The sequence below is a fragment of the Kitasatospora sp. NPDC001309 genome, assembly GCF_042896295.1.
Classification (GTDB): Bacteria; Actinomycetota; Actinomycetes; order Streptomycetales; family Streptomycetaceae; genus Kitasatospora.
The window spans coordinates 71,811-96,934 of the sequence record NZ_JBIAXC010000026.1; the positions used below are offsets into that span (position 1 = coordinate 71,811).

A 25,124-nucleotide genomic window follows, 5' to 3' on the forward strand; every position below is an offset into this window, starting at 1 on the left:
ACGCCGTGCACTGCAGTGAACTGACGGAGGACCAGGCCGCGATCGCGGAGGCCGTCGGAGCCTTCGCCGCCGAGTACCTGGCCCCGCACGCGGTCGAGTGGGACCAGGCCAAGCACTTCCCGGTGGACGTGCTGCGCAAGGCCGCCGACCTCGGCCTCGCCGGGGTCTACGTCCGGGAGGACGTCGGCGGCTCCCAACTCTCCCGGCTGGACGGCGTGGTGGCCTTCGAGGCACTGGCGGGCGGCTGCCCGTCCGTCGCCGCCTACCTGTCCATCCACAACATGGTCGGCTGGATGGTCGACCGCTACGGCAGCGAGGACCAGCGCCACCGCTGGCTGCCCGCGCTCTGCACCGCCGAGGACCTGGGCAGCTACTGCCTCACCGAACCCGGCGCCGGCTCCGACGCCGCCGCGCTCGCCACCCGGGCGGTGCGCGACGGCGACCACTGGGTGCTGGACGGCGTCAAGCAGTTCATCTCCGGCGCGGGCGCGGCCCGGGTGTACGTGGTGATGGCGCGCACCGGCGGCCCGGGCGCCGCCGGGGTGTCCGCCTTCGTGGTGGAGCGGGACGACCCGGGGCTCTCCTTCGGCCCCGACGAGCGGAAGATGGGCTGGAACGCCCAGCCCACCCGCCAGGTCGTCCTGGACGGCGTCCGGCTGCCCGCCGACCGCCTGCTCGGCGGCGAGGGGGAGGGCTTCCGGATCGCCATGGCCGGCCTGAACGGGGGCCGGCTCGGCATCGCCGCCTGCTCGCTCGGCGGCGCCCAGAGCGCCCTGGAACGCACCACCGCCCACCTCGCCGACCGGGAGGCCTTCGGCGCCCGGCTGCTGCACGCCCAGGCGCTGCAGTTCCGGCTCGCCGACATGGCCACCGAGCTGGAGGCCGCCCGGGCGCTGCTCTGGCGGGCCGCCGCGGCCCTGGACCGGGGCGACCGGCGGGCACCGCAGCTGTGCGCGATGGCCAAGCGGCACGCCACCGACACCGGCTTCGAGGTGGCCAACCAGGCGCTCCAACTCCACGGCGGCTACGGCTACCTGGCCGAGTACGGCATCGAGAAGATCGTCCGCGACCTGCGGGTGCACCAGATCCTGGAAGGGACCAACGAGATCATGCGCGTCATCGTCGCCCGCGGCCTGATCGGAGCCGCCTGATGAGTGCCGAGGAGGTCCTGGTCCACCGCGAGGGCCGGGCCGGGCTGATCGTCCTCAACCGCCCCAAGGCGCTCAACGCCCTCACCCACGGCATGGTCCGGCGCATCGCGCGCGCCCTGGACGACTGGGAGCACGACCCGGCCGTGGCCACCGTGGTGATCACCGGCGCCGGGGAGCGCGGGCTCTGCGCGGGCGGCGACATCGTGGCCATCCACCGTGCCGCCACCGGCGGGGACCCGGGCGCCGCCGAGGAGTTCTGGCGCGACGAGTACCACCTCAACGCCCGGATCGCCCGCTACCCCAAGCCTTACGTGGCCGTGATGGACGGCATCGTGATGGGCGGCGGAGTCGGCGTCTCCGCCCACGGCAGCGTCCGGATCGTCACCGAACGCACCAGGATCGCCCTGCCGGAGACCGGGATCGGCTTCGTCCCCGACGTCGGCGGCACCTACCTGCTCGCCCTCGCCCCCGGCGAACTCGGCACCCACCTGGCCCTGACGGCCGGCTCCGTCGGCGCCGCGGACGCCCTGCTCTGCGGGCTCGCCGACCACCACGTGCCCGCCGAACGCCTCCCGGCGCTGCTGGACGACCTGGCCGAACGGCCCGTGCACGACGCGCTGGAACGGCACGTCGCCGCCGCGCCGCCCGGTCCGCTGGCCGGGCAGCGCGGCTGGATCGACCGCTGCTACGCGGCCGGTTCCGTCGAGGAGATCCTCGACCGGCTCGGCGACAGCGGCGAACCGGAGGCGAAGGCGGCCGCCGACCGGATCGCGGCCAACTCCCCGAGCGCCGTGAAGGCGACGCTCGCCGCCCTGCGCCGGGCCCGGGCGCTCGGCCCGCTGGAGGCGGTGCTCGACCAGGAGTACCGGATCTCCTGCGCGGCGCTGGCCACCCCGGACCTCGCGGAGGGCATCCGGGCCCAGGTGATCGACAAGGACCGCTCGCCGCGCTGGCACCCGGCCACCCTGGCCGAGGTCGAGGACGCCGTCGTGGCCCGCTACTTCGCCCCGCTCGGCGAGCGTGAACTCGGCCTCGCCGCCACCACACCCCTGGAGCGCTGGTGACCCTCGCGATCGGATTCGTCGGACTCGGCAACATGGGCGGCCCGATGGCCGCCAACCTGGTCAAGGCCGGTCACCGGGTGACCGGTTACGACCTCTCGGCGGCCGCCCGGGAGCGGGCGGCCGCCCACGGCGTGACGGTGGCGGGCTCGGCGGCGGAGGCCGTCGCCGACGCCCAGGTGGTGCTCACCATGCTGCCGACCGGACGCCATGTCCTGCAGGCCTACGAAGAGTTGACGCTCGCGGCGAGCGGGGCGCTGTTCGTGGACTGCTCCACCGTCGCGGTCGGCGACGCCCGGGTGGCCGCGGACCTCGCCCGTACGGTCGGGCACCGGGCCGTGGACGCGCCGGTCTCCGGCGGCGTCCCCGGAGCCGAGGCCGCGAGCCTGACCTTCATGGCCGGCGGGGACGAGGCCGAGTTCGCCGAGGCGGAACCGGTGCTCGCCGCGATGGGCCGCAAGGTGGTCCACTGCGGAGGCTCCGGTGCCGGGCAGGCCGCGAAGATCTGCAACAACATGATCCTCGGCGTCTCGATGATCGCGGTGAGCGAGGCCTTCGTCCTCGGCGAGCGCCTCGGCCTCAGCCACCGGGCGCTCTACGAGGTCGCCTCCACCGCCTCCGGCCAGTGTTGGGCGCTCACCACCAACTGCCCCGTCCCCGGGCCGGTGCCGACCAGCCCGGCCAACCGCGACTACGCCGCCGGGTTCGCGGCCGCCCTGATGGCCAAGGACCTGGGGCTGGCCGCCGACGCCGCCACCGCGACCGCAGCGCCGACCGAACTCGGCCGCCGGGCAGCCGAGTTGTTCGCCGACTTCGCCCAGGACGGGGGCGGCGGGCTGGACTTCTCCGCCATCATCACCACGCTGAGGGAGCGCGCATGACGTACGGGACGATCCTGGTCGAGCGCAAGGGCCGGGTCGGGCTGATCACTCTCGACCGGCCGAAGGCGCTGAACGCGCTGAACACCCAGTTGATGAACGAAGTCGTGGCGGCGGCAGCGGAGTTCGACCGGGACCCGGCGATCGGCTGCCTGCTGCTGACCGGCTCGGCGAAGGCTTTCGCGGCCGGTGCGGACATCAAGGAGATGCAGTCGCTCGACTTCGTCGACGCCTACCTCGGCGACTGGTTCGCCGCCTGGGACCGCTTCGCCGCCCTGCGCAAGCCCGTCGTCGCCGCCGTCGCGGGCTACGCGCTGGGCGGCGGCTGCGAGCTGGCGATGATGTGCGACATCCTGCTGGCCGCGGACACCGCGAAGTTCGGGCAGCCGGAGATCAAGCTCGGGGTGATCCCGGGCATCGGCGGCTCGCAGCGCCTCACCCGCGCCATCGGCAAGGCCAAGGCGATGGACCTGTGCCTCACCGGCCGGATGATGGGTGCCGAGGAGGCCGAGCGGGCCGGCCTGGTCGCCCGGATCGTCCCGGCCGACCAGCTGCTCACCGAGGCGCTGGCCACCGCCGGGACCGTCGCGGCGATGTCCACCCCGGCGGCGGTCATGCTCAAGGAGAGCGTCAACCGCTCCTTCGAGACGACGCTCGCCGAGGGCGTCCGCTTCGAACGCCGGCTGTTCCACTCGGTGTTCGCCACGGCGGACCAGAAGGAGGGCATGGCCGCCTTCGCCGAGAAGCGGGCGCCGAAGTTCGAGCACCGCTGACGACCGGCGGGCGGGGCCGGGGGCAGAGGATCGCCCCGGCCCCGCCCGATTCCGGTCGGCCCGTGCTACCTGCCGGCCCGGCGGCTGCCGAGCCGCAGGCCGCCGAACACCAGGCCGCCCACGAAGAGGACGATCCCGATCAGGAGCAGCCACAGCAGCCCCTTCACCAGGACGCCCACGAAGCCGAACACCACCGCGATGAGCAGGATGAACAGGAGTACTGCCATGTCGTTCCCCTTCCTCGCCCCGTCCGCGCACTCCCCGGCGGGTTCGTTCCCGCCGGGGGGCGCCATCGTCAGTGGTCGCGCTTGAGGGCCCCCTTGACTCGGTCGGCGGCGCCGCGCGCGGCGTCCTTGACGTCGTCCGCGGCCTGCTTGACCTTCGACTCGACCTGATCGGCCTGGCCCTCGCCCTTGAGCTTCTGGTCGCCGGTCACGTCCCCGGCCTTCTCCTTGGCCTTGCCGGTCAGATCCTGCGCCTTGTTCGACAGGCTGCTCATCCGGTCCTCCCGTGGTCCCTCGTCCGTCGGCGACGTGGCTCCGTCGCCGCTGTTCGTCTCCGTTTGCCCCGTAATCGCCCTTCCATGCACCGGGGCGGATCGGTGTCCGGACGGGCCCGGGCCGCCCCGAACGCGTTCGTTACGATCGGGGGATGACCGCGAGAAGAGAGCCGATCAGCCGCCGGGAGCGCCCGGCGAAGCCCGCCCTGTCCCGTCGGTGGATCGTCGACACCGCCGTACGGGTCATGCGGGCGGAGGGGCTGGAGAAGGTCACCATGCGCCGCCTGGCCGCGGAGCTGGACACCGGCCCGGCCTCGCTGTACGTCTACGTGGCCAACACCGCCGAGCTGCACGCCGCCGTCCTGGACGCCCTGCTGGGGGAGGTAGACCTGACCGGCGGGCGCCCCGACGGCGCCGCGGCCGTCGAGGGGGACGACTGGCGCGAGCGGCTCCGCGCCGTCCTGGCCTCCTACACCGCCGTGCTCTTCGCGCACCCCCAGCTCGCCCGCTCGGCCGTCGTGGCGCGGCCCAGCGGCGAGAACTACCTGCGGTTGGTGGAGTGCGTCCTCAGCCTGCTGTCCCGCAGCGGCGCCCCCCGGGAGCAGGTCGCCTGGGGCGTGGACAAGCTGCTCCAGGACGCCACCGCCACGGCGGCCGAGCACGCGACCCAGGCCCAGGACCCGGCGTCCGACGAGGCCTGGAGCGCCACCGCCCGGGCCCTGCGGACGGTGGACGAGGACACCCACCCGGCGATCCGGGCGCACATGCCCGTCCTGGTCGGCGGCTCGGCCGAGCAGCGCCTGCGCTGGGGCTTTGACGTGCTGGTCAACGGCATCACCGGGACGCCGGTCCCGGACGCGGAGGGCTGAACCCTCCCGTCCGGCGCCCCGCCCACCCGGGGCCTCGGTTGTCCGGGGTGCCGGGCGTCGGCACGCCCATGGACGAACTTGTTCGGAACGAACATGTTCGTTACCGTGGAGGAGTCCGGCCAGTCCTCAGGAGGCACCCATGAGCACCCACCACCCCATCGCGATCATCGGCGGCGGTCTCGGCGGTCTCACCGCCGCCCGCGTGCTGCACGTCCACGGCGTCCCGGCCGTCGTCTTCGAACTGGAGGCCTCCGCCGCCGCCCGGGCCCAGGGCGGCATGCTCGACATCCACGAGGAGACCGGTCAGCGGGCGCTGCGGGCCGCCGGCCTGTACGAGGACTTCCTGGGGCTCGTCCACGCGGGCGGCCAGGAGATGCGCCTGGTCGGCCCCGACGCCGTGGTCCGCGTCGCGGAGCAGGACGACGGCACCGGCGGCCGCCCCGAGGTCGACCGCGGCGACCTGCGCGACCTGCTGCTGGCCTCGCTGCCCGAGGGCACCGTCCGCTGGGGGAGCAAGGTCACCGGCGTCCGACCGCTCGGCGGCGGCCGCCACGAGGTGACCTTCGCCGACGGGTCCACCGTCACCACCGACCTCCTGATCGGCGCCGACGGCGCCTGGTCCCGGGTGCGGCCGCTGCTCTCCGACGCCGTGCCCGCCTACACCGGCATCTCCTTCGCGGAGGCCGACCTGCACGACGCCGACGCCCGTCACCCGCGCAGCGCCGCCCTGATCGGCGGCGGCTTCTTCCTCGGCCTGGGTGGCGGCCGCGGCTTCCTCGCGCACCGGGAGAGCGACGGCAGCCTCCACGTCTACGCCGCCGTGCGGGCCGACGAGGGCTGGCTCGACACCGTCGACTTCACCGACCTCGCCGCCGCCCGGGCCGGCGTCCTCGCCCGCTTCGACGGCTGGCACGACGACCTGCGCGCCCTGGTCGCCGACGCGGACACCCTCACCCCGCGCCGCATCCACGCCCTGCCGGTCGGCCACCGCTGGGAGCCGACCCCGGGGGTGACGCTCCTCGGGGACGCCGCCCACCTGATGTCCCCGTTCGCGGGCGAGGGCGCCAACCTGGCCATGCTCGACGGCGCCGAACTCGCCGCGGCCCTGGTCGCCCACCCCGGCGACACCGCGGCCGCGCTGACTGCCTACGAGACGGCCCTGTTCCCGCGCGCCGAGGCGTCCGCCGCGGACTCCGCCGCCAGCCTGGAGTCGATGTTCGGCGAGCACGGGCTCGACCGGATGGTCGAGTTCTTCACCCCCGCCCCCGCCTCCGCCCCCGCCCCCGCGGCCGAGTGACCGGCTGACCGGCGCGCCGGTGCTCCCGGCGCGTTGCGCGGCGGGGTGCGGCCGCCCGGCTGAGATGCTCGCCCGGTGGAGACCAGGGACACGGGCCGGATCGAGGCGTTCAGCGACGGGGTGTTCGCGATCGCGATCACCCTGCTGGTGCTGGAGATCAAGATCCCGCAGGCGCACGGGGCGGCGGAGCTGTGGCGGGCGCTCGGGGCGCAGTGGCCGTCCTACTTCGCCTACGTGGTGAGCTTCCTGGTGATCGGGGTGGTCTGGGTCAACCACCACACCCTGTTCGCCCACCTCGCCCGGGTCGACCGCACCCTGATGTTCCTCAACCTGCTGCTGCTCATGCTGATCTCCGTGCTGCCGTTCCCGACCGCCGTGGTCGCGCAGAACCTGCGCAACGGCTCGGCGGCGAACGTCGCGGCGGCCGTGTACGGCGCGGTGATGGTCGGTCAGGCGGTGCTGTTCTCCGCCTTCTGGAACCACGTCACGCGCACCGGCCGCTGCTTCGACGAGCAGGTGGACGTGCCGGCGGCCCGGGCCGCCCGTTGGCGGTTCGAACTGGGCCTGGTGGTCTACCCGCTCACCGTCGCGCTGGCCTTCCTCTCCGCCCCGGCGGCCCTCGCCGTCCACGGACTGCTGGCCGTCTACTACGGGTTCAACCAGGTGCGGGTGCCGCTGCTGGCGCAGGGGGCCTGACCGGATCGTGGAAACCACGGCCGGGGGAGCGGGAGTTGTCGTAGCGTCCGGGCCATGGACCACGCCTTCGCCACCCGCTTCGCCCAGGACTGGGCCGCCGCCTGGAACTCCCACGACCTGGAGCGCATCCTCGCCCACTTCACCGAGGACGTCGTCTTCGCCTCGCCCCGGATCGTCGAGCTGATCGGCGACCCGTCCGGCGAGGTGCGCGGCAAGGAGGCCCTGCGCGTCTACTGGCGCAAGGGCCTCCAGCACCTGCCCGACCTGCACTTCACCGTCGAGGACGTCCGGGCCTCCGTGGACACCCTCGTCATCAACTACCGCAACGAGCGCGGCCGGGCCGTCGCGGAGGTGCTCACCTTCCGCGACGGCCTGGTCTGCCACGGCCTCGGCGCGTACGGGCCGGAGGTGTAGCGCACGCCCTGGATCCGGCCGGACTACAGCCAGACGACGTAGCGGTCGTCGAACTCCCCGCCGACGCAGAACTCCCGGCGTTCGCGGATGTCGCTGGCGACGAACCCGCCGCCCTCCTCGCACTGGATGACGGTGACGGGCGGTTCGATGTGCCGGACGTGTCCGGCGGCGGAGGCGGGGACGGCGGCCAGCGAGAGGGCGGCGGCGGCCAGGGCGGTGAGCGCGACGACGCGCTTGGTGATGGTCATGCCCGCACAACGATCACGCCCGGCCCCGGTCACCGCCGCCGTGCCGGGACCGTCAGGCGACGGTCAGGACGATCTTGCCGGTGGTGCGGCCCAGCTCGCCGAGCTCATGGGCCTTGGCGGCCTGGTCGAGCGGGAGGACGGCCTCGACCACGGGCCGCAGTGCGCCCCGCTCGGCCAGGGCGGTGAGCTCGCGCAGGCCCAGGTGGTCGGGCTCGACCAGGACCCAGCTCGCGCTGACGCCCTCCTGCGCCGCGGGGACGTCGCCCGGGCCGGGGAGGGTGATCAGCCGGCCGCCGGGACGCAGCACCTTCATGGACCGCTCGGCCGTCTCGCCGCCGAGCCCGTCGAGGACCACGTCCACGTCGGACACGGCCTCCTCGAAGCGGACCTCGCGGTAGTCGACCACCTCGTCCGCGCCCAGCTCGCGCAGCAGGTCGTGCTTGCCCGCGCTGGCCGTGCCGATGACGTACGCGCCGCGCGCCTTCGCGATCTGGACCGCCAGGTGGCCGACGCCGCCGGCCGCCGCGTGCACCAGCACCCGCTCGCCGGGGCGCACGTCGGCGGCGTCGACCAGGGCCTGCCAGGCGGTCAGCCCGGCCAGCGGCAGCGCCGCCGCCTCCACGTGCGACAGACCGGCCGGCTTCGGGGCGAGGTGCCGGGCCGGGGCGACGACGTACTCGGCGTAGCCGCCCGCCTGGCGCGGGAACAGCGGCATGCCGTAGACCTCGTCGCCGGGGCGGTGGTTGCTCACCCCGGGGCCGACGGCCTCCACCGTGCCGGAGACGTCCCAGCCGACCGCCGGCACCTCGCCCCACCCGATGAGCGCCCCGCTCGCCCTGGTCTTCCAGTCCACCGGGTTCACCCCGGCCGCGTGCACCTTCACCAGGACCTCGTTCATCCCCGGCTCGGGCCGCGCCAGCTTCCGCTCCACCAGCTGCTCCGGGCCGCCCCACTGCTCCACCACGACTGCACGCATGTCCGTACGCCTTGCTCTCGTCGGATCCGGTCGATCCGTTCCACTGCCGGGCCTGCCCGGCGCAACGAGGTCAACCATTCCGTGCCCGGCACCAGCGCGGGGTTGGCCGTCCGGCCACTGTGTGACAGGATCTGGCCATGGCAAGGATCCGGCCGGAGGCCCCGCGGAACTGCTCGGACCCGGCGCCGTTGGCGCCCGATCCGCACCGGGTCGCGGTGCTGGCCCTGCCCGGGGTCCCGCCGTTCGAGCTGGGCATCCCCTCCCGGGTGTTCGGCAGCGCGGAGGACGCCGAGGGCCGCCGGCTCTACGAGGTCACGGTCTGCACCGCCGACGGCGCCGCCGTCCTCAGTGACGCGGGTTTCACCGTGCAGCCCGCCGCCGGGCCCGAGGCCCTGGCCGCGGCGGACACCGTGGTGATCCCGCCCACCCATGCGATGCCCGAGCTGGGCACCGGCGGCCCGCTGCCGCCCGAGGTCACGGCGGCCGTCGCCCGGATCCGCCCCGGCACCCGGCTGGTGTCGATCTGCTCCGGCTCCTACGTGCTCGCCGCGGCCGGGCTGCTCGACGGCCGGCCGGCCACCACCCACTGGAACCTCGCCCCCGAGTTCCGCCGTGCCTACCCCACGGTCAAGGTCGACGAGGAGGTGCTCTTCGTCGACGACGGCGACGTGCTCACCTCCGCCGGGGTGGCCGCGGGCGTCGACCTCTGCCTGCACCTGATCCGCCGCGACCACGGTGCGGCCACCGCCAACCGGGTCGCCCGGATGTGCGTCGTGCCGCCGTGGCGGGACGGCGGGCAGGCCCAGTACATCGACCGTCCCGTCCCCGACCCCACCATCGCGGGCACCACCGCAACCCGGGCCTGGGCGCTCGCCCACCTCGACGAGCCGCTGCCGCTCACCAGGCTCGCCGAGCACGCCCGGATGAGCCTGCGCTCCTTCACCCGGCGCTTCCGCGACGAGGTCGGCATGACGCCGGTCCAGTGGCTCACCGCCCAGCGGCTCGAACTGGCCAAGCAGCTCCTGGAGACCACGGACCTGCCCATCGACCTGGTCGCCCACCGGGCGGGCTTCGGCACCGCGAACTCCCTGCGCGCCCACATGCGGGCGGCCTTCGGCATCTCGCCCGCCTCCTACCGCCGCACCTTCGGCACGGACGACCGGGTGGCCGCGCTCAGGTGACCGCCCCCGGCCGGTCGCGCCCGTACCAGGGTGGCCGTGCCCAGGTGCCCAGGTGCCCAGGTGCCCAGGTGCCCGGGCCCGGTCAGGGCGGCGCGGGCAGCTCCACCGTGACGCGCAGCCCGCCGCCCGGGCGCGGGCCGAGGGTGAGCGTCCCGTCGTGGGCCTCGGCGATGGACCGGACGATCGCCAGGCCCAGCCCGACGCCCGCGTGGTGGTTGCGGACGCGCCCGGTGCCGCGCTGGAACGGCTCGGTGAGCGTCGCGACCAGCTCCGGGGCGAGCGTCTCGCCGGTGTTCTCGACGACGAGCAGCGCGGCCCCCGGGCGGACCCGGGTGTCGACCCGTACGGTGCCGCCCGCGGGCAGGTTGTGGACGATCGCGTTGTGCACCAGGTTCACGGTCAGCTGGAGCAGCAGCGCCGGGGAGCCGGTGGTGGGGGCGGCGGCGCCGGAGGTCTCCACGGTGACGCCGTGCCGTTCCGCGAGCGGCAGCAGGGTCTCGGCCGCCTCCTCCGCCAGCAGGGACAGGTCGACCGGTTCCCGGGTGTAGGAGCGCTGGCCGGCCCGGCTGAGCAGGAGCAGCGCCTCGGTGAGCTCGATCGCCCGGGCGTTGACGACGTGGAGGCGGTCGATGACCACGCCGGGGTCCCGGTCGGGATCGCTCCGGGCGACGTCGAGGAGCGCCTTGGAGGTGGCCAGCGGGGTGCGCAGCTCGTGCGAGGCGTTGGCGGCGAACCGCTGCTGCGCGCCGACGTGGGCTTCGAGCCGGTCCAGCATGGTGTCGAAGGCGTCGGCGAGCTCGCGGAACTCGTCCGCGCGGCCCGGCAGCCGGATCCGGTGGGCGAGCGATCCGGTCGAGGCCAGCCTGGTGGCGGCGGTGATGCGGCTCAGCGGAGCCAGGACCCGGCCGGCCAGGATCCACCCGCCGACCAGGCCGAACACCAGCAGGAACGCCAGCACCAGGGCGGCCCGCGGGGCGAAGACGCGCAGCAGGTTGGAGCGGACCGGGAACACCCCGCGGGTCGGGAGGTCGGTGGAGCCGGGGATGAGGAACGCCCGGTCGGGGACGTAGCGGAGCAGGAACAGCCAGACCGCGGTGAGCAGCAGGACCGCGGCGACCATGAGGAACCCGGCGTAGCTGAGGGTGAGTTTCAGCCGGACGCTCGGCCCGGGCGCCCTACCCACGCGGCCCGCCGCCCTCGGGCCCGGAGCGGGAGCCGGATGCGGAGCCGGTGCCGGAGCCGGGCGGCGGCGCGTCGATGCGGTAGCCGACGCCCGGCACAGTGGCGATGATCCACGGCTCGCCGAGCCGCTTGCGCAGGGCCGAGACGGTGATCCGCACGGCGTTCGTCAACGGGTCGGCGTTCTCGTCCCAGGCCCGTTCGAGCAGCTCCTCGGAGCTGACCACGCCGCCCTCCGCGGCGACCAGGACGTCGAGCACGGCGAACTGCTTCCTGGTCAGTGCGACGAACCGGCCGTCCCGGTGGACCTCGCGCCGGAACGGGTCCACCCGCAGGCCCGCGAGCTCCCGCACCGGCGGCCTGCTGTGGCCGCGCCTGCGGTCCAGGGCCCGGAGCCGGAGCGCGAGTTCGCGCAGCTCGAAGGGCTTGGTGAGGTAGTCGTCGGCGCCCAGTTCGAACCCGGAGGCCTTTTGGTCGAGCCGGTCGGCCGCGGTGAGCATCAGGATCGGCTGGCCGCTGCCGGAGGCGACGATGCGCCGGGCGATCTCGTCCCCGGAGGTCCCGGGGACGTCCCGGTCGAGGACGGCGATGTCGTAGGCGTTGACGGCGAGCAACTCCAGCGCGGTGTCCCCGTCCCCCGCGATGTCGGCCGCGATCGCCTCCAGCCGCAGACCGTCCCGGATGGCCTCGGCCAGGTAGAGCTCGTCCTCGACGATCAGCACTCGCATCCCCCGATGCTACGAGCCGGCACCTATCGTCCGCGTATCGGAAAACGCATACGCCGGGGCAACGGACCGTTGCGTTGACTGGCGGCATGAACCACGAGCAGGGCAGGACGAGAACGGCCACGCACGACCGTGCGGAGCGGACGCCGGAGCGGACGCCGGAGCCGACCGCAGGACCCGGGGAGCCGACCGCAGAGCCGGGGGAGCCCGGCGCCCGGCGCGCGGCGCCGCTCCGGGCGCTCCGGGTGCTCCGGGTGCTCCGCGCCGCCGCCCGGCCGGAGCCCTGGCAGCGCGGGCCGGTCCTCACCGCGCTGGCGCTGCTGCTCGGCCTGCTCCTGCTGCTGCACGCGCAGGTCCCGAACGCCGGGTGGCACCTCGGCAGCCTGGTGGAGAACCTCCTGCCGTGGTTCGGCCTGTTCGTCCCGCTGCTGCTGGCCGCCGCGTTGTGGCGGCGGTCCGCCGCCGCCGTGCTGGCGCTGCTGCTCCCGGTCGCGGCGTGGCTGAACCTCTTCGGCGGCCTGCTCCTTGACAAGTCCCGCCCGGGCGGCGACCTCACCGTGGCCGAGCAGAACGTGAACGCCGACAACCCGGACCCGGACGCCACCGCACGCCACCTGGCCGGCTCCGGCGCGGACCTGCTGGCCCTGGTCGAGCTCACCCCACAGGCGGCGGACGTGTACGAGCAGGGGCTGGCGGCGGCGTACCCGTACCACGTGGTGCTGGGCACCGTCGGCCTCTGGAGCAGGCTGCCGCTGGGCGGGGCCGAGCCGATCGACGTGATGGACTACGGCCCGCTGGCGGAGCGCGCGCCGGCCGCCCGCGACCTGGCTGAGAACCGGGCGCTGCGCACCACGGTGACCACCGCCCGGGGGCCGCTGACCGTCTACGTGGCGCATCTGGGGTCCGTCCGGGTGACCCCCGCCACCGGCTTCTGGACGGCCTCCCGCGACATCGGCGTGCAGGCCCTCGGCCGCTCCCTCGCCGCCGACCGGAGCGAGCGGGCGCTGCTGCTCGGCGACCTGAACGGCACCCTGGACGACCGCGCGCTCGCCGGCCTCACCGCCGGGATGCGCTCGGCCCAGGACACGGCCGGGGACGGCTTCGGATTCAGCTACCCGGCCTCCTTCCCGATGGTGCGGATCGACCAGATCCTGCTCCGCGGAGTGACGGCGACCTACTCCCGGGTCCTGCCGGACGACGGCAGCGACCACCTGCCGGTGGCGGCCGGCATCCGCTGGTGAACCTCCTGCCCCGGTCGGGGCGGGGGCAGACCGACCGGGGCAAGGGGAGTCCGAACTGCGGTCGGATCAGGCCGACTTGGTGATGGTGTAGACGACGTAGACGCCGCACTGGGCGCCGGAGCCCTGCCGACTGACGACCCAGCCGGCCGGGATCGTGGAGGGCCCGCAGACCTGCATGCTGGTCTGGTCGGTGACCTTGACGATGGTGTACGTCCCGTAGGTGCCGCAGAGCGAGGAGTTGCTCTGGACCGCGGTGATCACCCAGCCCGCCGGGACGGCGGACTGCGCGCAGTCCTGGAGGGTGGTCTGGGTGGTGACCTTGAGCAGCGAGTACAGCGGGTAGTTGCCGCAGCCCGCGCCGTTCTGGGTCGAGGTGATCACCCAGCCGGTGGGCACGGGCGAGTTGCCGCAGGCCTGGATGCTGCTCTGGTTCGACAACTGGACGATGGTGTACGTCCCGTAGGTGCCGCAGGCGGCGGAGGTGGTCTGGATGGCGGTGATCACCCAGCCGCTGGGGAGGGCGGACTGTCCGCAGTCCTGGAGGGTGGTCTGGGTGGTGACCTTGAGCAGCGAGTACAGCGGGTAGTTGCCGCAGCCCGCGCCGTTCTGCATCGCGGTGATCACCCACCCCGTGGGCACGGGCCAGTTGCCGCAGGCCTGGACGCTGGTCCGGTCGCCCAGCGGGACGAGGGTGTACGTGCTGTAGGTGCCGCAGGCCGGGGAGACGGTCTGGATCGCGGTGATCACCCAGCCCGGCGGGATCGGGGACTGCCCGCAGTCCTGGAGGACGGTCTGGGTGGTGACCTTGAGCAGCGAGTACAGCGGGTAGCTCCCGCAGGTGCCGGCACCGCTCTGCATCGCGGTGATCACCCAGCCGCTCGGGACCGGCCCGTTCGAGCAGGCCTGGACGGAGGTCAGGGCCGAGGCGTCGGCGATGGTGAACAGCCCGTAGCCGCTGCACCCGGACCACTGCTCACTGACGATCACCCAGCCGGTGGGCACCGGGGTGTAGCCGCAGATCGTCGTCGTGCCGGCGGCCTGCGGCGAGGCCTGCGAGGTCTGCGAGGCCTGCGAGGTCTGCGAGGCCGGTACGGTCCGGGCGGGCTGGGCCGCCTGGGCGGCCGGGGCGACCGCGAGGGTCAGGCCGCCCAGGATCAGCGCCGCCACCGTGAGCCAGCGGGACAGGGACCGTATCGGTCCGAGCAGTCGCATCCGTCGTTCTCCTGATCGTTCGGGCCAGTTGGCGCCTGAGAGCTTGGCAGGCCCGGGCACGCGTGACCAGACCCTCGGCGGCCCGGAGCCTCCGGTGCTGTGCCGCAGCCCGCCGCCGGACGGGTGGATTCCGTGGGGGACAGCGCGCGGCGGCCGCCTGGGGCGCGTGGAGCCGTTCACACTCCCGCCGTACGGCGGACGGCGGCACCGACGGACCTGGTGCCGCGCCGCCTTGACGAGGGAGGACCCCGATGGATCGTCACGGCGCGGCCCGCCACGCAGGCGACCACGCAGCCCGCCGCACCGCCCACGGCCCCGGCCGGGCCGTGGGCGCACCGGCGCTGGCGGCCCTGCTGCTGAGCGGCCCGCTGTTCGCCGGGTGCACCTCGGCGGCCGCCACCGACCCCGAGGCCGCGCCCACGCAGTCCCCCTCCGCCGCGCCCTCCTCCGCCCCGGCCACCGCGCCGCCCGCCCAGCCGGCGCCGCAGCTGACGGACCAGCAGGTGAACTCCGCCGTGGGCCGGATCGACGGCTACGTGCAGGACGCCATGGCGAAGACCGGCGTCCCCGGGGTGGCGGTCGCCGTGGTGTACCAGGACAAGGTGATCCACGCGAAGGGCTTCGGCGTCCGGCAGCTCGGCAAGCCCGACCAGGTGGACCCGGACACCGTGTTCCAGCTGGCCTCGGTCTCCAAGCCGATCTCCTCGACGGTGGTCGCCGGGGCGGTCGGCCAGAAGGTCGCCACCTGGGACGACCCGGTCACCTCCCACGACCCGGGCTTCGCGCTGGCCGACCCGTACGTGACGGACCACGTGACGATCGCCGACCTGTTCTCGCACCGCAGCGGCCTGCCCGACCACGCCGGCGACCTGCTGGAGGACCTCGGCTACCAGCGCGACTACATCGTCCAGCACCTGCGCGACCAGCCGCTCAGCCCGTTCCGGGCGACCTACGCCTACACCAACTACGGCCTGACCGAGGCGGCGGCGGCCGTCGCCAAGGCCAAGGGGGTGGCCTGGGAGGACCTCGCGGCGGACGTCCTCTACAAGCCGTTGGGGATGGGCTCCACCAGCTCCCGGCGCTCCGACTACGACGCCGCGGGCAACAAGGCGGCGCCGCACGTGAAGACGGACGGCGGCTGGCAGGTCAGCACCACCGAGAACGCCGACTCGCAGTCCCCGGCCGGCGGGGTGAGCTCCACCGTGCAGGACCTCGCCCGCTGGATGCGGTTGCAGCTCGCCGACGGGAAGTTCGAGGGCCGGGCGGTGATCGACCCGGCGGCCCTGAACGAGACCCGCACCCCGCACTACGTCAACAGTCCGCCGAGGGCGCCGGCCGCCACCGCGGGCTTCTACGGCCTCGGCTGGAACGTGAACACCGACGCCGAGGGGCGGTTGCGGCTGAACCACTCCGGCGGCTTCGAGCTGGGCGCGGCGACCACGGTGACCCTGCTGCCCTCCGAGCAGCTGGGGATCGTGGTGCTGACCAACGGCCAGCCGACCGGCCTCCCGGAGGCGGTCGCCGAGGAGTTCTTCGACCTCGCCCAGAACGGTCGCGAGACGGTCGACTGGCTTTCCTTCCTCGGCAAGGTGGTCCCCGCCGCCGCGGCGAGCCCCGTCTCGAAGACCGACTACGCCAAGCCCCCGGCCGGAGCCGCCCCGGCCAAGCCGAACTCCGCCTACACCGGGACGTACGGCAGCGGCTACTACGGGACGCTGACCGTCGGCGAGCAGGACGGCGGGCTGGTGATGACGGTGGGTCCCGCCGGGCTGCGGTACCCGCTGACGCACTTCGACGGCGACGTGTTCAGCTTCGCCAGCAAGGGCGAGAACGCGGTCGGCCTGTCCGGGGTGACCTTCACGGTCGGCGGCGACGGGCGGGCCGCCAAGGTGGTCGTCGAGCAGCTGGACGTGGACGGCCTCGGGACCTTCACCCGTTCCTGACGTCCAGTTCCTGACGTCCGGTTCCTGGTGTCCCGTTCCTGAGGCCCGCTTCTCGGCGTCCCGTTCCTGACGTCCTGCGCGCGAGGCCACCGGGCCCCGACCGCCCCCCCCGGAGCTGCGACGGACCGTCCGTCGGCCGCTCCCGGGAGGGCGGTGCGGGGCCCGCTGCGCGAAGTTGTCTGACCAAGTTCGGCCCGTGTTCGCCCGCGCGCCCTTCCCCGGGCGGCGCGGAACCGGTACTTCTGTGTCCCGCCCGTGGTGCACCGCCACCGGGCACCCACCCTCACGCAACCACACGGGACGAGGTACCCCCCATGCGACTTCGCTGGAGCCCCTTCGGCGGACTGCTCGCCACCCTCCCGCTCGTCGGCGCACTGGTCGTCGGCGCCCCCGCCGGCGCCCAGGCGGCGGGCGGCAGCGGCAACCTGATCGTCAACGGCGACGCCGAGGCCGGCGGCTACTGCACCAACGACTGGAGCGCTGCCACCACCGTCCCGGGCTGGACCGTCCAGGCCGGCGGGATCGACGTGATGTGCTCCACGGTCGGCTCCTTCGGCCTGCCGGGCGACGGGCAGACCGCCGGCAAGGCCTTCTTCGCACCGGGCATTTTCGGGGACGGCTCGATGAGCCAGACCGTCGACGTCTCCTCGGCGGCCACCGCGATCGACGGCGCCGGCGTGCACTACAACCTGGCGGGCTGGCTGGGCGGTTGGACCACGTACGGCGGCTACGCCGCGGTGAGCCTGCACTTCCAGGACGCCGGCGGCAACCCGATCGGCGCCACCGCCAAGCTGCCCACCGTCTCCGCGACCGACCGCGGCCTGGGCACCAAGTTCCTCTCCCGCAACGCCACCGGCGCCGTCCCGGCCGGGACCCGCTCGATCCAGGTCGAGGTGCAGTTCCTCTCCACCACGAACGAGACCGGCTACCTGGACAACCTCTCGCTCACCCTCGACACCCCGGTCGCCGCGCCCGCGCCGATCGCCCCGCCGGCCTCCCGAGTGCCGGGCTACGACCACGTGTTCACCGTCATGATGGAGAACACCGACTACGCCCAGATCATGAACGACCCGGCGGACACCCCGTTCATCCACAGCCTGATGTCCCAGGGCGCCACCCTCACCGACTCGCACGGTGTCTACCACCCCAGCGACGAGAACTACCTGGCGATCGCGGGCGGCGACACCTACACCAAGGGCGCCACCTACTGGCCCAACATCAACTCCCCGCAGCGCAACCTCGGCGACACCATCGAGGACGCCGGCAAGACCTGGAAGGCCTACGAGCAGGGCATGGGCACGCCCTGCAACACCACCAAGGCCTACGACAGCTCCTACATGCCCGACGACGCGCCGTTCATCAACTACACCGACATCAGCGGCAACCCGGCCCGCTGCGCGGCCCACCTGTTCGACACCTCGCAGCTGACCACCGACCTCAAGTCGGCGGCCACCACGCCGAACTTCTCCTGGATCGCCGCCGACGACTACTACGACGGCGAGGCCTCCGGCAACGGCAGCGCCACCAGCCTCAAGACCCAGGACGGCTGGCTGCAGCAGACCCTCGCCCCGGTGCTGTCCTCCCCGGCCTGGACCCAGCAGCGCTCGCTGCTCGTGCTGACCTGGGACGAGAGCCAGAACGAGGGCTACAACCACCTGGCCACCGTCGTCGTCGGCTCCCAGGGCACCGTTCCGGCCGGGACCAGCAGCCCGCTGCACTACGACCACTACAGCATCGGCCGGACCTTCGAGTCCGCCCTCGGGCTGCCCGGCCTGACCGCCAACGACACCTACGCGACGCCGCTGAACGCCGCCTTCGCGCCGTCCACCGCGACCGGCCCGACCCTGACCGGCGACCTCAACGCGGTTGCCGCCGGCGGCAACCTCACCCTGCGCTACGCCCTGCCCACCGCCGCCCAGGCCGGTGCCAAGAACTGGATCGGCTTCTACCCGGCGGGCGTCACCCCGGGCTCCCGCTCCTCGCTCACCTGGTCCTACGCCCCGAACCAGAGCGGCGCCCTCACGTTCGCCAGTGGCAAGCTCGGCGGCGCGGGCCGGTACGACGCGTACCTCCTGGCCAACGACGGCTACTCGGTGCTGGCCGGTCCGTTCACCGTCACCGTCGGCTGACGACGGGAGAAAGCCGAGGGGGCCCGCTCGGAGAAGTCCGGGCGGGCCCCTTGCCCTTCCCCCGTCCGGGGTGCGGCCGCCGACGGCCACGGCCGTGACCGACCCTGCCGCTGAGCTGGACCTGAGCTGGACCTGACAGGCAACTTGCCCGAATCGCTGCGGAGTTCGGCGATTGGTTGAGACCATTCCGGTGAAATCGAGACCGGGAGTGGCCTTGTCCGTGCCGACCGCCGGGTTGTCCGTGCGCGCCCGCATCCTGCTGACCGTCACCGCCGTACTGCTGCTCGCGGCGGCCGCCTTCGGCTTCCACCGCGCGATCGGAGTGCACAACTCCGACCGTTTCAGCGGGTGTTGGCAGCTCACCCCGGCGCCCCGCGCCCCGCACCGCTGCGGCACCCCATCGTCGTCGGTCCGGACCTCGGCCGCCGCCCCGCTGCCCGGCGTGAAGGTCACCCGGCGGGCGACACCGGGTGGTGCGGTGTCGAAGTGAGGGCGGGGCGGGGCGGCGAAGATCGTCCCAACGGCCCGCTGCGGGGGTTGGGCGCCGGGCTACGCCTGCTCGGTCGGTGCGGGGGCGGTGGGGAGGGTCCCGACGGTGCGGGCGATGTCGGAGCGGAGCTCGTCCAGACTGTGGTCGGGGCCGAGGACCATGCGGCGGAGCTGGGGCATGGCCAGGCTCCAGCCGACCAGGCCGAGGGCGAAGAACAGGCGGGTGCGGGGGTCGCCGCTGCCCTGGGCGGCCTGGAGCTTGTCCTGGTAGTGGCGGGTGCGGGCCTCCTCGCCGGGGACGGGCCCGTCGCCGAGTTCGAGGGCCTCCCACATGAGCAGCCGCAGCGCCTCGGGGTGGGCGCGGTGGTAGTCGAAGAGGCGCTCGGCGTAGGCGGGCAGGTCGTCGTCGCCGGGCGGGACGGCCTCGGCGAGGTCGGCCATCAGGCGTTCGAGGACGGCGGCGAAGAGCTTGTCCTTGTCGCCGAAGTAGTCGTAGATCGCCCGCTTGTTGGCCCGGGCCTGGGCGGCGATGCGGTCCACCCGGGCGCCGGCGACGCCGTGGGCGGCGAATTCGGCGGCCGCCGCCGTGAGGATCCGCTCTTTGGTCGCCGTCGAGTCGTAGGCCATGGAGCGATGGTAACGAACCGGTTCGTTTGACGATCCCGCGGCGGTCTGCGACGCTCTCCCCGAGCTTCCGAACCAACTGGTTCGTTCGAATGGAGTGGTGATGCCCAGGACCGGTCCGCCCGCGCCTACCTCGCTCGTGCCCGCCTCGCCCGCGCCTACCTCGCGTGCGCCCGTCCCACCTGCGCCCGTTCCGTCGCCGCCCGCCGAGCTGGGTCGGCGGATGCCGCTGGTGATGGCGCTGGCCTGCGGCGTCAGCGTGGCGAACGTCTACTTCCCGCAGGCCCTCGCCCCGCTCGTCGCCGACGGCTTCGGCATCGCGCCGGGCGCGGCGGCGGGCGTGGCCACGGTCACCCAACTCGGGTACGCCGCCGGGATCTTCCTGCTCGTCCCGCTCGGCGACCGGCTGCCCCGCCGCCCGTTGATCAGCGTGCTGCTGGCCGTGACGGGCTGCGCACTGCTCGCCGCCGGGCTCGCCCCGAGCAGCGGTCTCCTGCTCGCCGCCGGTGCCGTCGTCGGCCTGGCCACGGTCGTCCCGCAACTGCTGCTGCCCCTGGCGGCCGGCCTGGTCGCACCCGACCGGCGCGGCGCCGTGATCGGCACCCTCCAGGGCGGCCTGATCGGCGGGATCCTGCTGGCCCGCACCTTCGGCGGCGTGCTCGGCGACCACCTCGGCTGGCGCGCCCCCTACCTGGTCGCCGCCGGGCTCACCGGCCTGCTCGCGCTCGTCCTCGCCCTGGCCCTGCCCAGCACCGCGCCCGCCACCCGCGAGCGGTACCCGGCGCTGCTCGCCGACACCGTACGGATGCTCCGCACCGAGCCGGCCCTGCGCCGCTCCGCGCTCTACCAGGCCACCCTCTTCGCCGGGTTCAGCGCCGCCTGGACGGCACTCGCCCTGCTGCTCACCGGGCCCCACTACCGGATGGGCGCCCAGGCGGTCGGCCTGCTGGCCCTGATCGGCGCGGCCAGCATGTTCTGCGCCCCGGCCGCCGGCCGCTGGGTCGACCGGCACGGCCCGGACCGGGTGAACGGCTGGTGCATCGCGGCCACCCTCGCCGCGGCCGCCGTGCTCACCGCGGGCGCGGCGGGCGGAGCGATCGGCCTGGCCGGGCTCGTCGTCGGCCTCCTGCTGCTGGACGTGGCGGTGCAGTGCAGCCAGGTCGCCAACCAGGCCCGGATCTTCGCCCTGAACCCGGCGGCCCGGAGCCGACTGAACACCGCCTACATGACCTGCTCGTTCCTCGGCGGCAGCGCCGGATCCTGGCTGGGCATCCGGGTCCACGCCCGCTACGGCTGGCCGGGGGTGTGCGCCCTCATCGCCCTCGCCGCGGCCGTCGCCCTCGCCGCCCGACTGCGTCGACCCGGCCGTACGGACACACCGTCGACGCCCCCGGCCGAGGCCGGGTGAACGGCCGCCGGGCCTCCGCCGCTGCCACGCCCCCGACCCTCCCGCTCCACCATCCGAAAGGACCTTCCATGACCTTCCCCGCCATGCCCGCCGCCGTCCTCCAGTTCTTCCGCGCCTCCCAGGACGGCGACGCCGACGCCTGGGCGGCCGCCTTCGCCGAGAACGGCGTCTTCCACGACCCCGTCGGCACCGCGCCGATCACCGGACGCGCAGCGATCCACGAGTTCATCGCCTCCGTGCTGCCCAACTTCCGGCCCTTCCTCGGCCTCACGCCCCTGGAGGCCCACACCGTCGGCCACCACGTCGCCGTCTCCTGGCGCGGCGCCGCCGTCGCCCTGGACGGCAAGCCGGTCAACTGGTCCGGCATCAACGTCTACGAACTGGACGACACCGGCCTCATCCGGGAGGCCAGGGCGTACTTCAACAGCGCCGTCTTCCAGGCCCAGTTGACCGGCTGACCGCCTGACCGCCTGAGCCCGGCCCACCGGGCGTGGCGGGGCTGTCGGCGGCACGAAGTCGGCTGCCCCGCCCGCCGGTCAGAGGATCCGAAGGCGGTCGAGGGCGAGGTAGGCCGCCGCCGTGTCGGTCATCGAACCCCGGCGGAGCACGCGGTCGCGGAACTCCTGGAGGGGGAGGGTGACCACGTCGATGAACTCCGTGCGCTCGGGGTCCGGTTCGGCGACGCGCACGCAGTCGGTGGCGAGGAAGGCGTAGCGGCGGATGGTGGAGTAGGCGTCGTGCCAGTAGGAACCGGCCTCGGTGATGGTGCCCTGGTAGCCGGTCTCCTCCAGCAGTTCACGGCCGATGGCGTCCATGGCCCGTTCACCGGGATCGATGACGCCCCCGGGAAGTTCGTGCAGCACGCGGTCGGGCCCGGGGCGGTACTGGCGGGCCAGGATGACCTGCCGGTCAGGGGTGAGCGCGAGCACGGCGGCGCCCGGACGCTCGCGTTTGAGGTAGAACTCCTCCTGCTGTCCGTCCGGCATCTCGAAGTGGACCTGATCGACGGCCCGGCCGAACTTCTCGAAGACGGTCGTGCGTTGGATCTCGCGCCACGGCGTGGTGTCGGTCATGCGAGGACTGTACGGGGCCGGGCCCGGTAGGAGACCGGGCTTCCTCCACCGATCGAGATCAGGGCGCGTGGGGGCGTAGCGTGGTGATGGTGACGAGCCGCGCGACGGGCGGAGCGGGGGTGCGTCTGGCGGAGCTGGTGGCCGCGCTCTCCCTGGGCGTGGACCTGGGGTTCGGCCAGCCGATGGAGCACGTGCTGCGCCAGTGCCTGATCGCGTTGCGACTGGCCGAGCGGCTCGGCCTGGACGACGACACCCGGTTGGTCGTCTACTACACAGCGTTGCTGGTCAACGTCGGCTGCCATTCGGACGCGCACGAGCAGGCGAAGTGGTTCGGCGACGACATCACGTTGAAGTCCGGCAAGTACGCCCACGAGCAGCGCAGTCTGGCGGGCGCGGCGGCGACGCTGCGGTTGATCGGATCGGGCAACCCGCCGCTGCACCGGTTCCGGGTCGGCCTGGAGTTCACGCTCGGCGGGTTCCGCGAGATGAACGGGATGATCAGCTCGCACTCGGCGCTGGCCCGCGAGCTCGCCCGCCGGCTCGGTCTGCCGGACGCCGTGCAGGAGACGGTGGCCTGTTCGTACGAGCAGTGGGACGGGCGCGGCTGGCCGGGAGAGCGCAAGGGCGAGGCCGTGCCGCTGCCCTCCCGGCTCGCTCAGCTGTCCGAGTACGTCGAGGTGGCACACCGGATCGGCGGGACCGGCGCGGCCACGGCGCTGGCCAGGCGTCGGGCGGGGACGCAGTTCGATCCCGGGCTCACGGCCGAGTTCTGCCGGGAGCCCGAGGAGATCGTGGGCGGGCTGGACACGGTCCGTACCTGGGAGGCGGTGATCGGGGCCGAGCCCGCGCTCGGCGTGCGGCTCGGGGAGGAGGAGTTCGACGCGGCGCTGCTCGCGGTCGCCGACTTCGTGGATCTGAAGTCCCCGTACACGCTGGGCCACGGCCGTGCCGTGGCGGAGCTGGCCGAGGCGGCGGCGCTCGGGCTGCGGATGGGTCCGGCCGAGGTGACGACGCTGCGCCGGGCCGGCCTGGTGCACGGCCTGGGCCGCCTCGGCGTCTCCAACGCGATCTGGGACAAACCGGGACCGCTGGGCGCGGGGGAGTGGGAACGGGTCCGGCTGCAGCCCTATCTGACGGAGCGGATGCTTCGGCAGTCCCCGGCGCTCGCGCCCCTGGGCGAGGTCGCCGTGCAGTACCGCGAACGGCTGGACGGCTCCGGCTACCCGCGCGGGCTCGCGGGCGGCGCGATCTCCTGGCCGAGCCGGATCCTGGGCGTCGCGGACGCGTACCGGTCGATGACCGAGCCGCGCCCGCACCGGGCGGCGCTCCGGGCGGCGGAGGCCGCCGCGCAGCTGCACGCCGAGGTCGCCGCCGGACGCCTGGACGGCGAGGCGGTCGCCGCGGTCCTCGCGGCCGCCGGGCACCGCACGCCCCGGCGCGGCGCCGGGCCCGCGGGCCTGACCACCCGGGAGATCGACGTGCTGCGGCTGCTGGCCCGCGGCTGCTCCAGCAAGGAGATCGCCGCACGGCTGGTGATCTCGCCCAAGACCGCGCGCAACCACATCGAGCACATCTACGCCAAGATCGGGACCTCGACCCGGGCCTCGGCCTGCCTCTTCGCGGTGCAGCACGGTCTGCTCTGAGAGCGGGGCCGGCTCCGGGAACGACGGCCCGGAGGAAGATGCCGAAGATGAGGCATCCGCCCCATGTGCCGGGCACGGCACGGGCCTAGCGTCGAGGCAGCACCGTCGAGGCCGAACCGTCGAGGCAGAACATCGGACCGTGGAGCGAGGCAGTCATGGGCGTCAGAAGCACACTGTTCGCGGTGACCTACGACCGGATGATGGCCAAGGCCGAGCGCCAGGGCCTGACCGACCTGCGCCGCCGGTTGATCGCCGAGGCCGGCGGCCGGGTGCTCGAAATCGGCGGCGGCACCGGGGCCAACCTCGCCCTCTACAGCGACGGCGTGGAGTCGCTGACGGTCACCGAGCCCGAACCGGCGATGGTCCGCCGGCTGGAGCGCCACGCCGCGGAGCGGGCTCCGCGCACCACGGTCCTGCGGGCCCCGGCCGAGGACCTTCCGTTCGAGGACGACAGCTTCGACGTCGTCGTGTCCACGCTGGTGCTCTGCGGGGTGAGCGACCAGCAGCGGGCACTGCGCCAGCTCGGCCGGGTGCTGCGCCCCGGCGGGCGGCTGCTCTTCCTGGAGCACATGCGCTCGGAGGACCCGAAGGCGGCCCGCCACCAGGACCGGATGAACTGGCTGAACCGGCTGGTGGTCTGCTGCGAGTGCAACCGTCCGACGCTCGACTCGATCCGGGCGGCCGGATTCGTCGTCGACCACGTCGAGCGCCAGGTCTTCCCCGCGAGTCCGTCCTTCATCGGCCCGGCCGTGCTGGGCAGCGCCAGGCTCCCGGCGGCGACCCCCTGGTCGGGCCACCGCCCTGCTGCGGCCCGACCGAGCGACCAGGCCACAGAGCCGAGGGCCGAGCCTCCAAACCGAGAGGGTCAGACCCTCACGTCACGGGCGATGCGGTACAGCACGTTCGGACGCAGCGGCCCTTCGGGCGCGGTGGTGTCCTCGAAATCGTCAGCCGGGTCTCGGGTCATGCCGATCCGGCGCATCACTGCCTGGGAACGGAGGTTGGTCGCAGTCGTCACCGCGAGGATCTCGGGGAGTTCGAGCGTGTCGAAGCCGAAGGCCAGGCCGGCGAGGGCGGCCTCGGTGGCGTAACCGTGGCCCCAGGCCGAGCGGGCGAGCCTCCAACCGATCTCCACCCCGGTGAACGGCAGACCGTCATCCACCTGGTCCAAGCCCGCGAAGCCGACGAACTCGCCCGTGGCCCGCACCTCGACCGCCCACCATCCGTAGCCTCGCCGGTCGAACTCGGCCTGGAACCGCGCCACGGAGGCGTCGCTCTGTTCACGGGTGAGCTGGTCCCCCAAGTGCTCGCGAACCTCGGGATCAGCATTCATCGCCGCCCACGGTTCAAGGTCGGAGTCTTCCCATCGACGAAGGATGAGGCGGTCGGTACGCAGTTCAGCCATGCTGCCCAGC

26 protein-coding genes and 1 pseudogene are annotated in these 25,124 nt (G+C 73.8%); 17 read left to right on the forward strand and 10 right to left on the reverse strand.

Features of this window, described 5'->3' with window-relative positions; genetic code table 11:
* Window positions 1-5 precede the first annotated feature (5 nt).
* Genes ACFY2K_RS24835 through ACFY2K_RS24850 form a run of 4 tightly spaced genes read left to right on the forward strand, consistent with a single transcriptional unit; the run spans window position 6 to window position 3,863 of the window.
* Window positions 6-1,151, forward strand: a complete 1,146-nt coding sequence (locus tag ACFY2K_RS24835; protein ID WP_387714104.1) for an acyl-CoA dehydrogenase family protein — start codon at window positions 6-8, stop codon at window positions 1,149-1,151.
* Window positions 1,151-2,215, forward strand: coding sequence for an enoyl-CoA hydratase/isomerase family protein (locus tag ACFY2K_RS24840; protein WP_380588090.1), 1,065 nt, complete (start codon window positions 1,151-1,153; stop codon window positions 2,213-2,215). The genes ACFY2K_RS24835 and ACFY2K_RS24840 overlap by 1 nt, the downstream gene beginning before the upstream one ends.
* The gene (gene mmsB / locus ACFY2K_RS24845; RefSeq protein WP_380588093.1) at window positions 2,212-3,093 is read left to right on the forward strand and encodes a 3-hydroxyisobutyrate dehydrogenase; all 882 of its coding nucleotides are present in this window, start codon (window positions 2,212-2,214) and stop codon (window positions 3,091-3,093) included. The genes ACFY2K_RS24840 and mmsB overlap by 4 nt, the downstream gene beginning before the upstream one ends.
* Complete coding sequence (locus tag ACFY2K_RS24850; protein ID WP_380588096.1) at window positions 3,090-3,863, forward strand: enoyl-CoA hydratase; 774 nt, start codon at window positions 3,090-3,092, stop codon at window positions 3,861-3,863. Before mmsB ends, ACFY2K_RS24850 begins: the two co-directional genes overlap by 4 nt.
* A gap of 65 nt (window positions 3,864-3,928) precedes the next feature.
* On the opposite strand, the gene ACFY2K_RS24855 is transcribed toward ACFY2K_RS24850, so the two are convergent.
* Window positions 3,929-4,090: a hypothetical protein gene (locus tag ACFY2K_RS24855; protein WP_380530751.1), complete on the reverse strand. Its 162-nt coding sequence runs from the start codon at window positions 4,088-4,090 to the stop codon at window positions 3,929-3,931.
* Between the two features lie 68 nt (window positions 4,091-4,158).
* Window positions 4,159-4,362 (reverse strand): CsbD family protein, encoded by a 204-nt coding sequence (locus ACFY2K_RS24860; protein WP_380530748.1) that lies wholly within the window; start codon window positions 4,360-4,362, stop codon window positions 4,159-4,161.
* Between the two features lie 152 nt (window positions 4,363-4,514).
* Here ACFY2K_RS24860 and ACFY2K_RS24865 point away from each other — a divergent pair, with 152 nt between their 5' ends.
* From ACFY2K_RS24865 to ACFY2K_RS24880, 4 genes are all read left to right on the forward strand, one after another.
* Window positions 4,515-5,231, forward strand: coding sequence for a TetR/AcrR family transcriptional regulator (locus ACFY2K_RS24865; protein ID WP_380530745.1), 717 nt, complete (start codon window positions 4,515-4,517; stop codon window positions 5,229-5,231).
* Window positions 5,232-5,370: 139 nt separating this feature from the next.
* On the forward strand, window positions 5,371-6,528 hold the full coding sequence (locus tag ACFY2K_RS24870; protein ID WP_387714110.1) for an FAD-dependent oxidoreductase: 1,158 nt from the start codon (window positions 5,371-5,373) through the stop codon (window positions 6,526-6,528).
* A gap of 75 nt (window positions 6,529-6,603) precedes the next feature.
* Window positions 6,604-7,224 (forward strand): TMEM175 family protein, encoded by a 621-nt coding sequence (locus tag ACFY2K_RS24875; protein ID WP_380396482.1) that lies wholly within the window; start codon window positions 6,604-6,606, stop codon window positions 7,222-7,224.
* Window positions 7,225-7,278: 54 nt separating this feature from the next.
* On the forward strand, window positions 7,279-7,638 hold the full coding sequence (locus ACFY2K_RS24880; RefSeq protein WP_380530739.1) for a nuclear transport factor 2 family protein: 360 nt from the start codon (window positions 7,279-7,281) through the stop codon (window positions 7,636-7,638).
* 23 nt (window positions 7,639-7,661) lie between these two features.
* Here ACFY2K_RS24880 and ACFY2K_RS24885 read toward each other — a convergent pair whose 3' ends face one another.
* Complete coding sequence (locus ACFY2K_RS24885; RefSeq protein WP_380588111.1) at window positions 7,662-7,886, reverse strand: hypothetical protein; 225 nt, start codon at window positions 7,884-7,886, stop codon at window positions 7,662-7,664.
* 52 nt (window positions 7,887-7,938) lie between these two features.
* The gene (locus ACFY2K_RS24890; protein ID WP_387714115.1) at window positions 7,939-8,862 is read right to left on the reverse strand and encodes an NADP-dependent oxidoreductase; all 924 of its coding nucleotides are present in this window, start codon (window positions 8,860-8,862) and stop codon (window positions 7,939-7,941) included.
* 137 nt (window positions 8,863-8,999) lie between these two features.
* Between ACFY2K_RS24890 and ACFY2K_RS24895 the strand changes: the two genes are divergently transcribed.
* Entirely contained in the window at window positions 9,000-10,043 is a 1,044-nt protein-coding gene (locus ACFY2K_RS24895; RefSeq protein WP_380530733.1) for a GlxA family transcriptional regulator, read from the forward strand.
* 82 nt (window positions 10,044-10,125) lie between these two features.
* Here ACFY2K_RS24895 and ACFY2K_RS24900 read toward each other — a convergent pair whose 3' ends face one another.
* Complete coding sequence (locus ACFY2K_RS24900; protein WP_387714118.1) at window positions 10,126-11,226, reverse strand: sensor histidine kinase; 1,101 nt, start codon at window positions 11,224-11,226, stop codon at window positions 10,126-10,128.
* Window positions 11,219-11,950 (reverse strand): response regulator transcription factor, encoded by a 732-nt coding sequence (locus ACFY2K_RS24905; protein WP_380588116.1) that lies wholly within the window; start codon window positions 11,948-11,950, stop codon window positions 11,219-11,221. Before ACFY2K_RS24905 ends, ACFY2K_RS24900 begins: the two co-directional genes overlap by 8 nt.
* 86 nt (window positions 11,951-12,036) lie before the next feature.
* On the opposite strand from ACFY2K_RS24905, the gene ACFY2K_RS24910 reads away from it, so the two are divergent.
* Complete coding sequence (locus tag ACFY2K_RS24910) at window positions 12,037-13,188, forward strand: endonuclease/exonuclease/phosphatase family protein (RefSeq protein ID WP_387714121.1); 1,152 nt, start codon at window positions 12,037-12,039, stop codon at window positions 13,186-13,188.
* A 66-nt stretch (window positions 13,189-13,254) separates the two neighbouring features.
* Here ACFY2K_RS24910 and ACFY2K_RS24915 read toward each other — a convergent pair whose 3' ends face one another.
* The gene (locus ACFY2K_RS24915) at window positions 13,255-14,400 is read right to left on the reverse strand and encodes a hypothetical protein (RefSeq protein WP_387714124.1); all 1,146 of its coding nucleotides are present in this window, start codon (window positions 14,398-14,400) and stop codon (window positions 13,255-13,257) included.
* Between the two features lie 251 nt (window positions 14,401-14,651).
* On the opposite strand from ACFY2K_RS24915, the gene ACFY2K_RS24920 reads away from it, so the two are divergent.
* The 3 genes from ACFY2K_RS24920 to ACFY2K_RS24930 all read left to right on the forward strand — a co-directional run bounded on the left by ACFY2K_RS24920 (window position 14,652) and on the right by ACFY2K_RS24930 (window position 18,962).
* Window positions 14,652-16,343, forward strand: a complete 1,692-nt coding sequence (locus ACFY2K_RS24920; RefSeq protein ID WP_387714126.1) for a serine hydrolase — start codon at window positions 14,652-14,654, stop codon at window positions 16,341-16,343.
* A 314-nt stretch (window positions 16,344-16,657) separates the two neighbouring features.
* Window positions 16,658-18,472, forward strand: coding sequence for an alkaline phosphatase family protein (locus tag ACFY2K_RS24925; protein WP_387714128.1), 1,815 nt, complete (start codon window positions 16,658-16,660; stop codon window positions 18,470-18,472).
* A 214-nt stretch (window positions 18,473-18,686) separates the two neighbouring features.
* Window positions 18,687-18,962: a hypothetical protein gene (locus ACFY2K_RS24930; RefSeq protein ID WP_387714131.1), complete on the forward strand. Its 276-nt coding sequence runs from the start codon at window positions 18,687-18,689 to the stop codon at window positions 18,960-18,962.
* Between the two features lie 59 nt (window positions 18,963-19,021).
* On the opposite strand, the gene ACFY2K_RS24935 is transcribed toward ACFY2K_RS24930, so the two are convergent.
* Entirely contained in the window at window positions 19,022-19,588 is a 567-nt protein-coding gene (locus ACFY2K_RS24935) for a TetR family transcriptional regulator (RefSeq protein ID WP_387714133.1), read from the reverse strand.
* A 220-nt stretch (window positions 19,589-19,808) separates the two neighbouring features.
* On the opposite strand from ACFY2K_RS24935, the gene ACFY2K_RS24940 reads away from it, so the two are divergent.
* A complete protein-coding gene (locus ACFY2K_RS24940) occupies window positions 19,809-20,993 on the forward strand; it encodes an MFS transporter (protein ID WP_380588134.1) in 1,185 nt (394 codons plus the stop codon).
* Between the two features lie 68 nt (window positions 20,994-21,061).
* A complete protein-coding gene (locus tag ACFY2K_RS24945; protein ID WP_380588137.1) occupies window positions 21,062-21,451 on the forward strand; it encodes a nuclear transport factor 2 family protein in 390 nt (129 codons plus the stop codon).
* A 78-nt stretch (window positions 21,452-21,529) separates the two neighbouring features.
* Here the strand turns inward: ACFY2K_RS24945 and ACFY2K_RS24950 are convergent, their stop codons facing one another.
* Window positions 21,530-22,066, reverse strand: coding sequence for an NUDIX hydrolase (locus ACFY2K_RS24950; RefSeq protein ID WP_387714136.1), 537 nt, complete (start codon window positions 22,064-22,066; stop codon window positions 21,530-21,532).
* Window positions 22,067-22,155: 89 nt separating this feature from the next.
* Between ACFY2K_RS24950 and ACFY2K_RS24955 the strand changes: the two genes are divergently transcribed.
* Together ACFY2K_RS24955 and ACFY2K_RS24960 are read left to right on the forward strand one after the other, a co-directional pair.
* On the forward strand, window positions 22,156-23,709 hold the full coding sequence (locus ACFY2K_RS24955; RefSeq protein ID WP_387714139.1) for an HD domain-containing phosphohydrolase: 1,554 nt from the start codon (window positions 22,156-22,158) through the stop codon (window positions 23,707-23,709).
* 200 nt (window positions 23,710-23,909) lie between these two features.
* Window positions 23,910-24,311: pseudogene (locus ACFY2K_RS24960) on the forward strand (class I SAM-dependent methyltransferase); the annotation flags it as partial.
* A gap of 263 nt (window positions 24,312-24,574) precedes the next feature.
* On the opposite strand, the gene ACFY2K_RS24965 reads toward ACFY2K_RS24960, so the two are convergent.
* Entirely contained in the window at window positions 24,575-25,114 is a 540-nt protein-coding gene (locus ACFY2K_RS24965) for a GNAT family N-acetyltransferase (protein ID WP_380523377.1), read from the reverse strand.
* Window positions 25,115-25,124 lie beyond the last annotated feature (10 nt).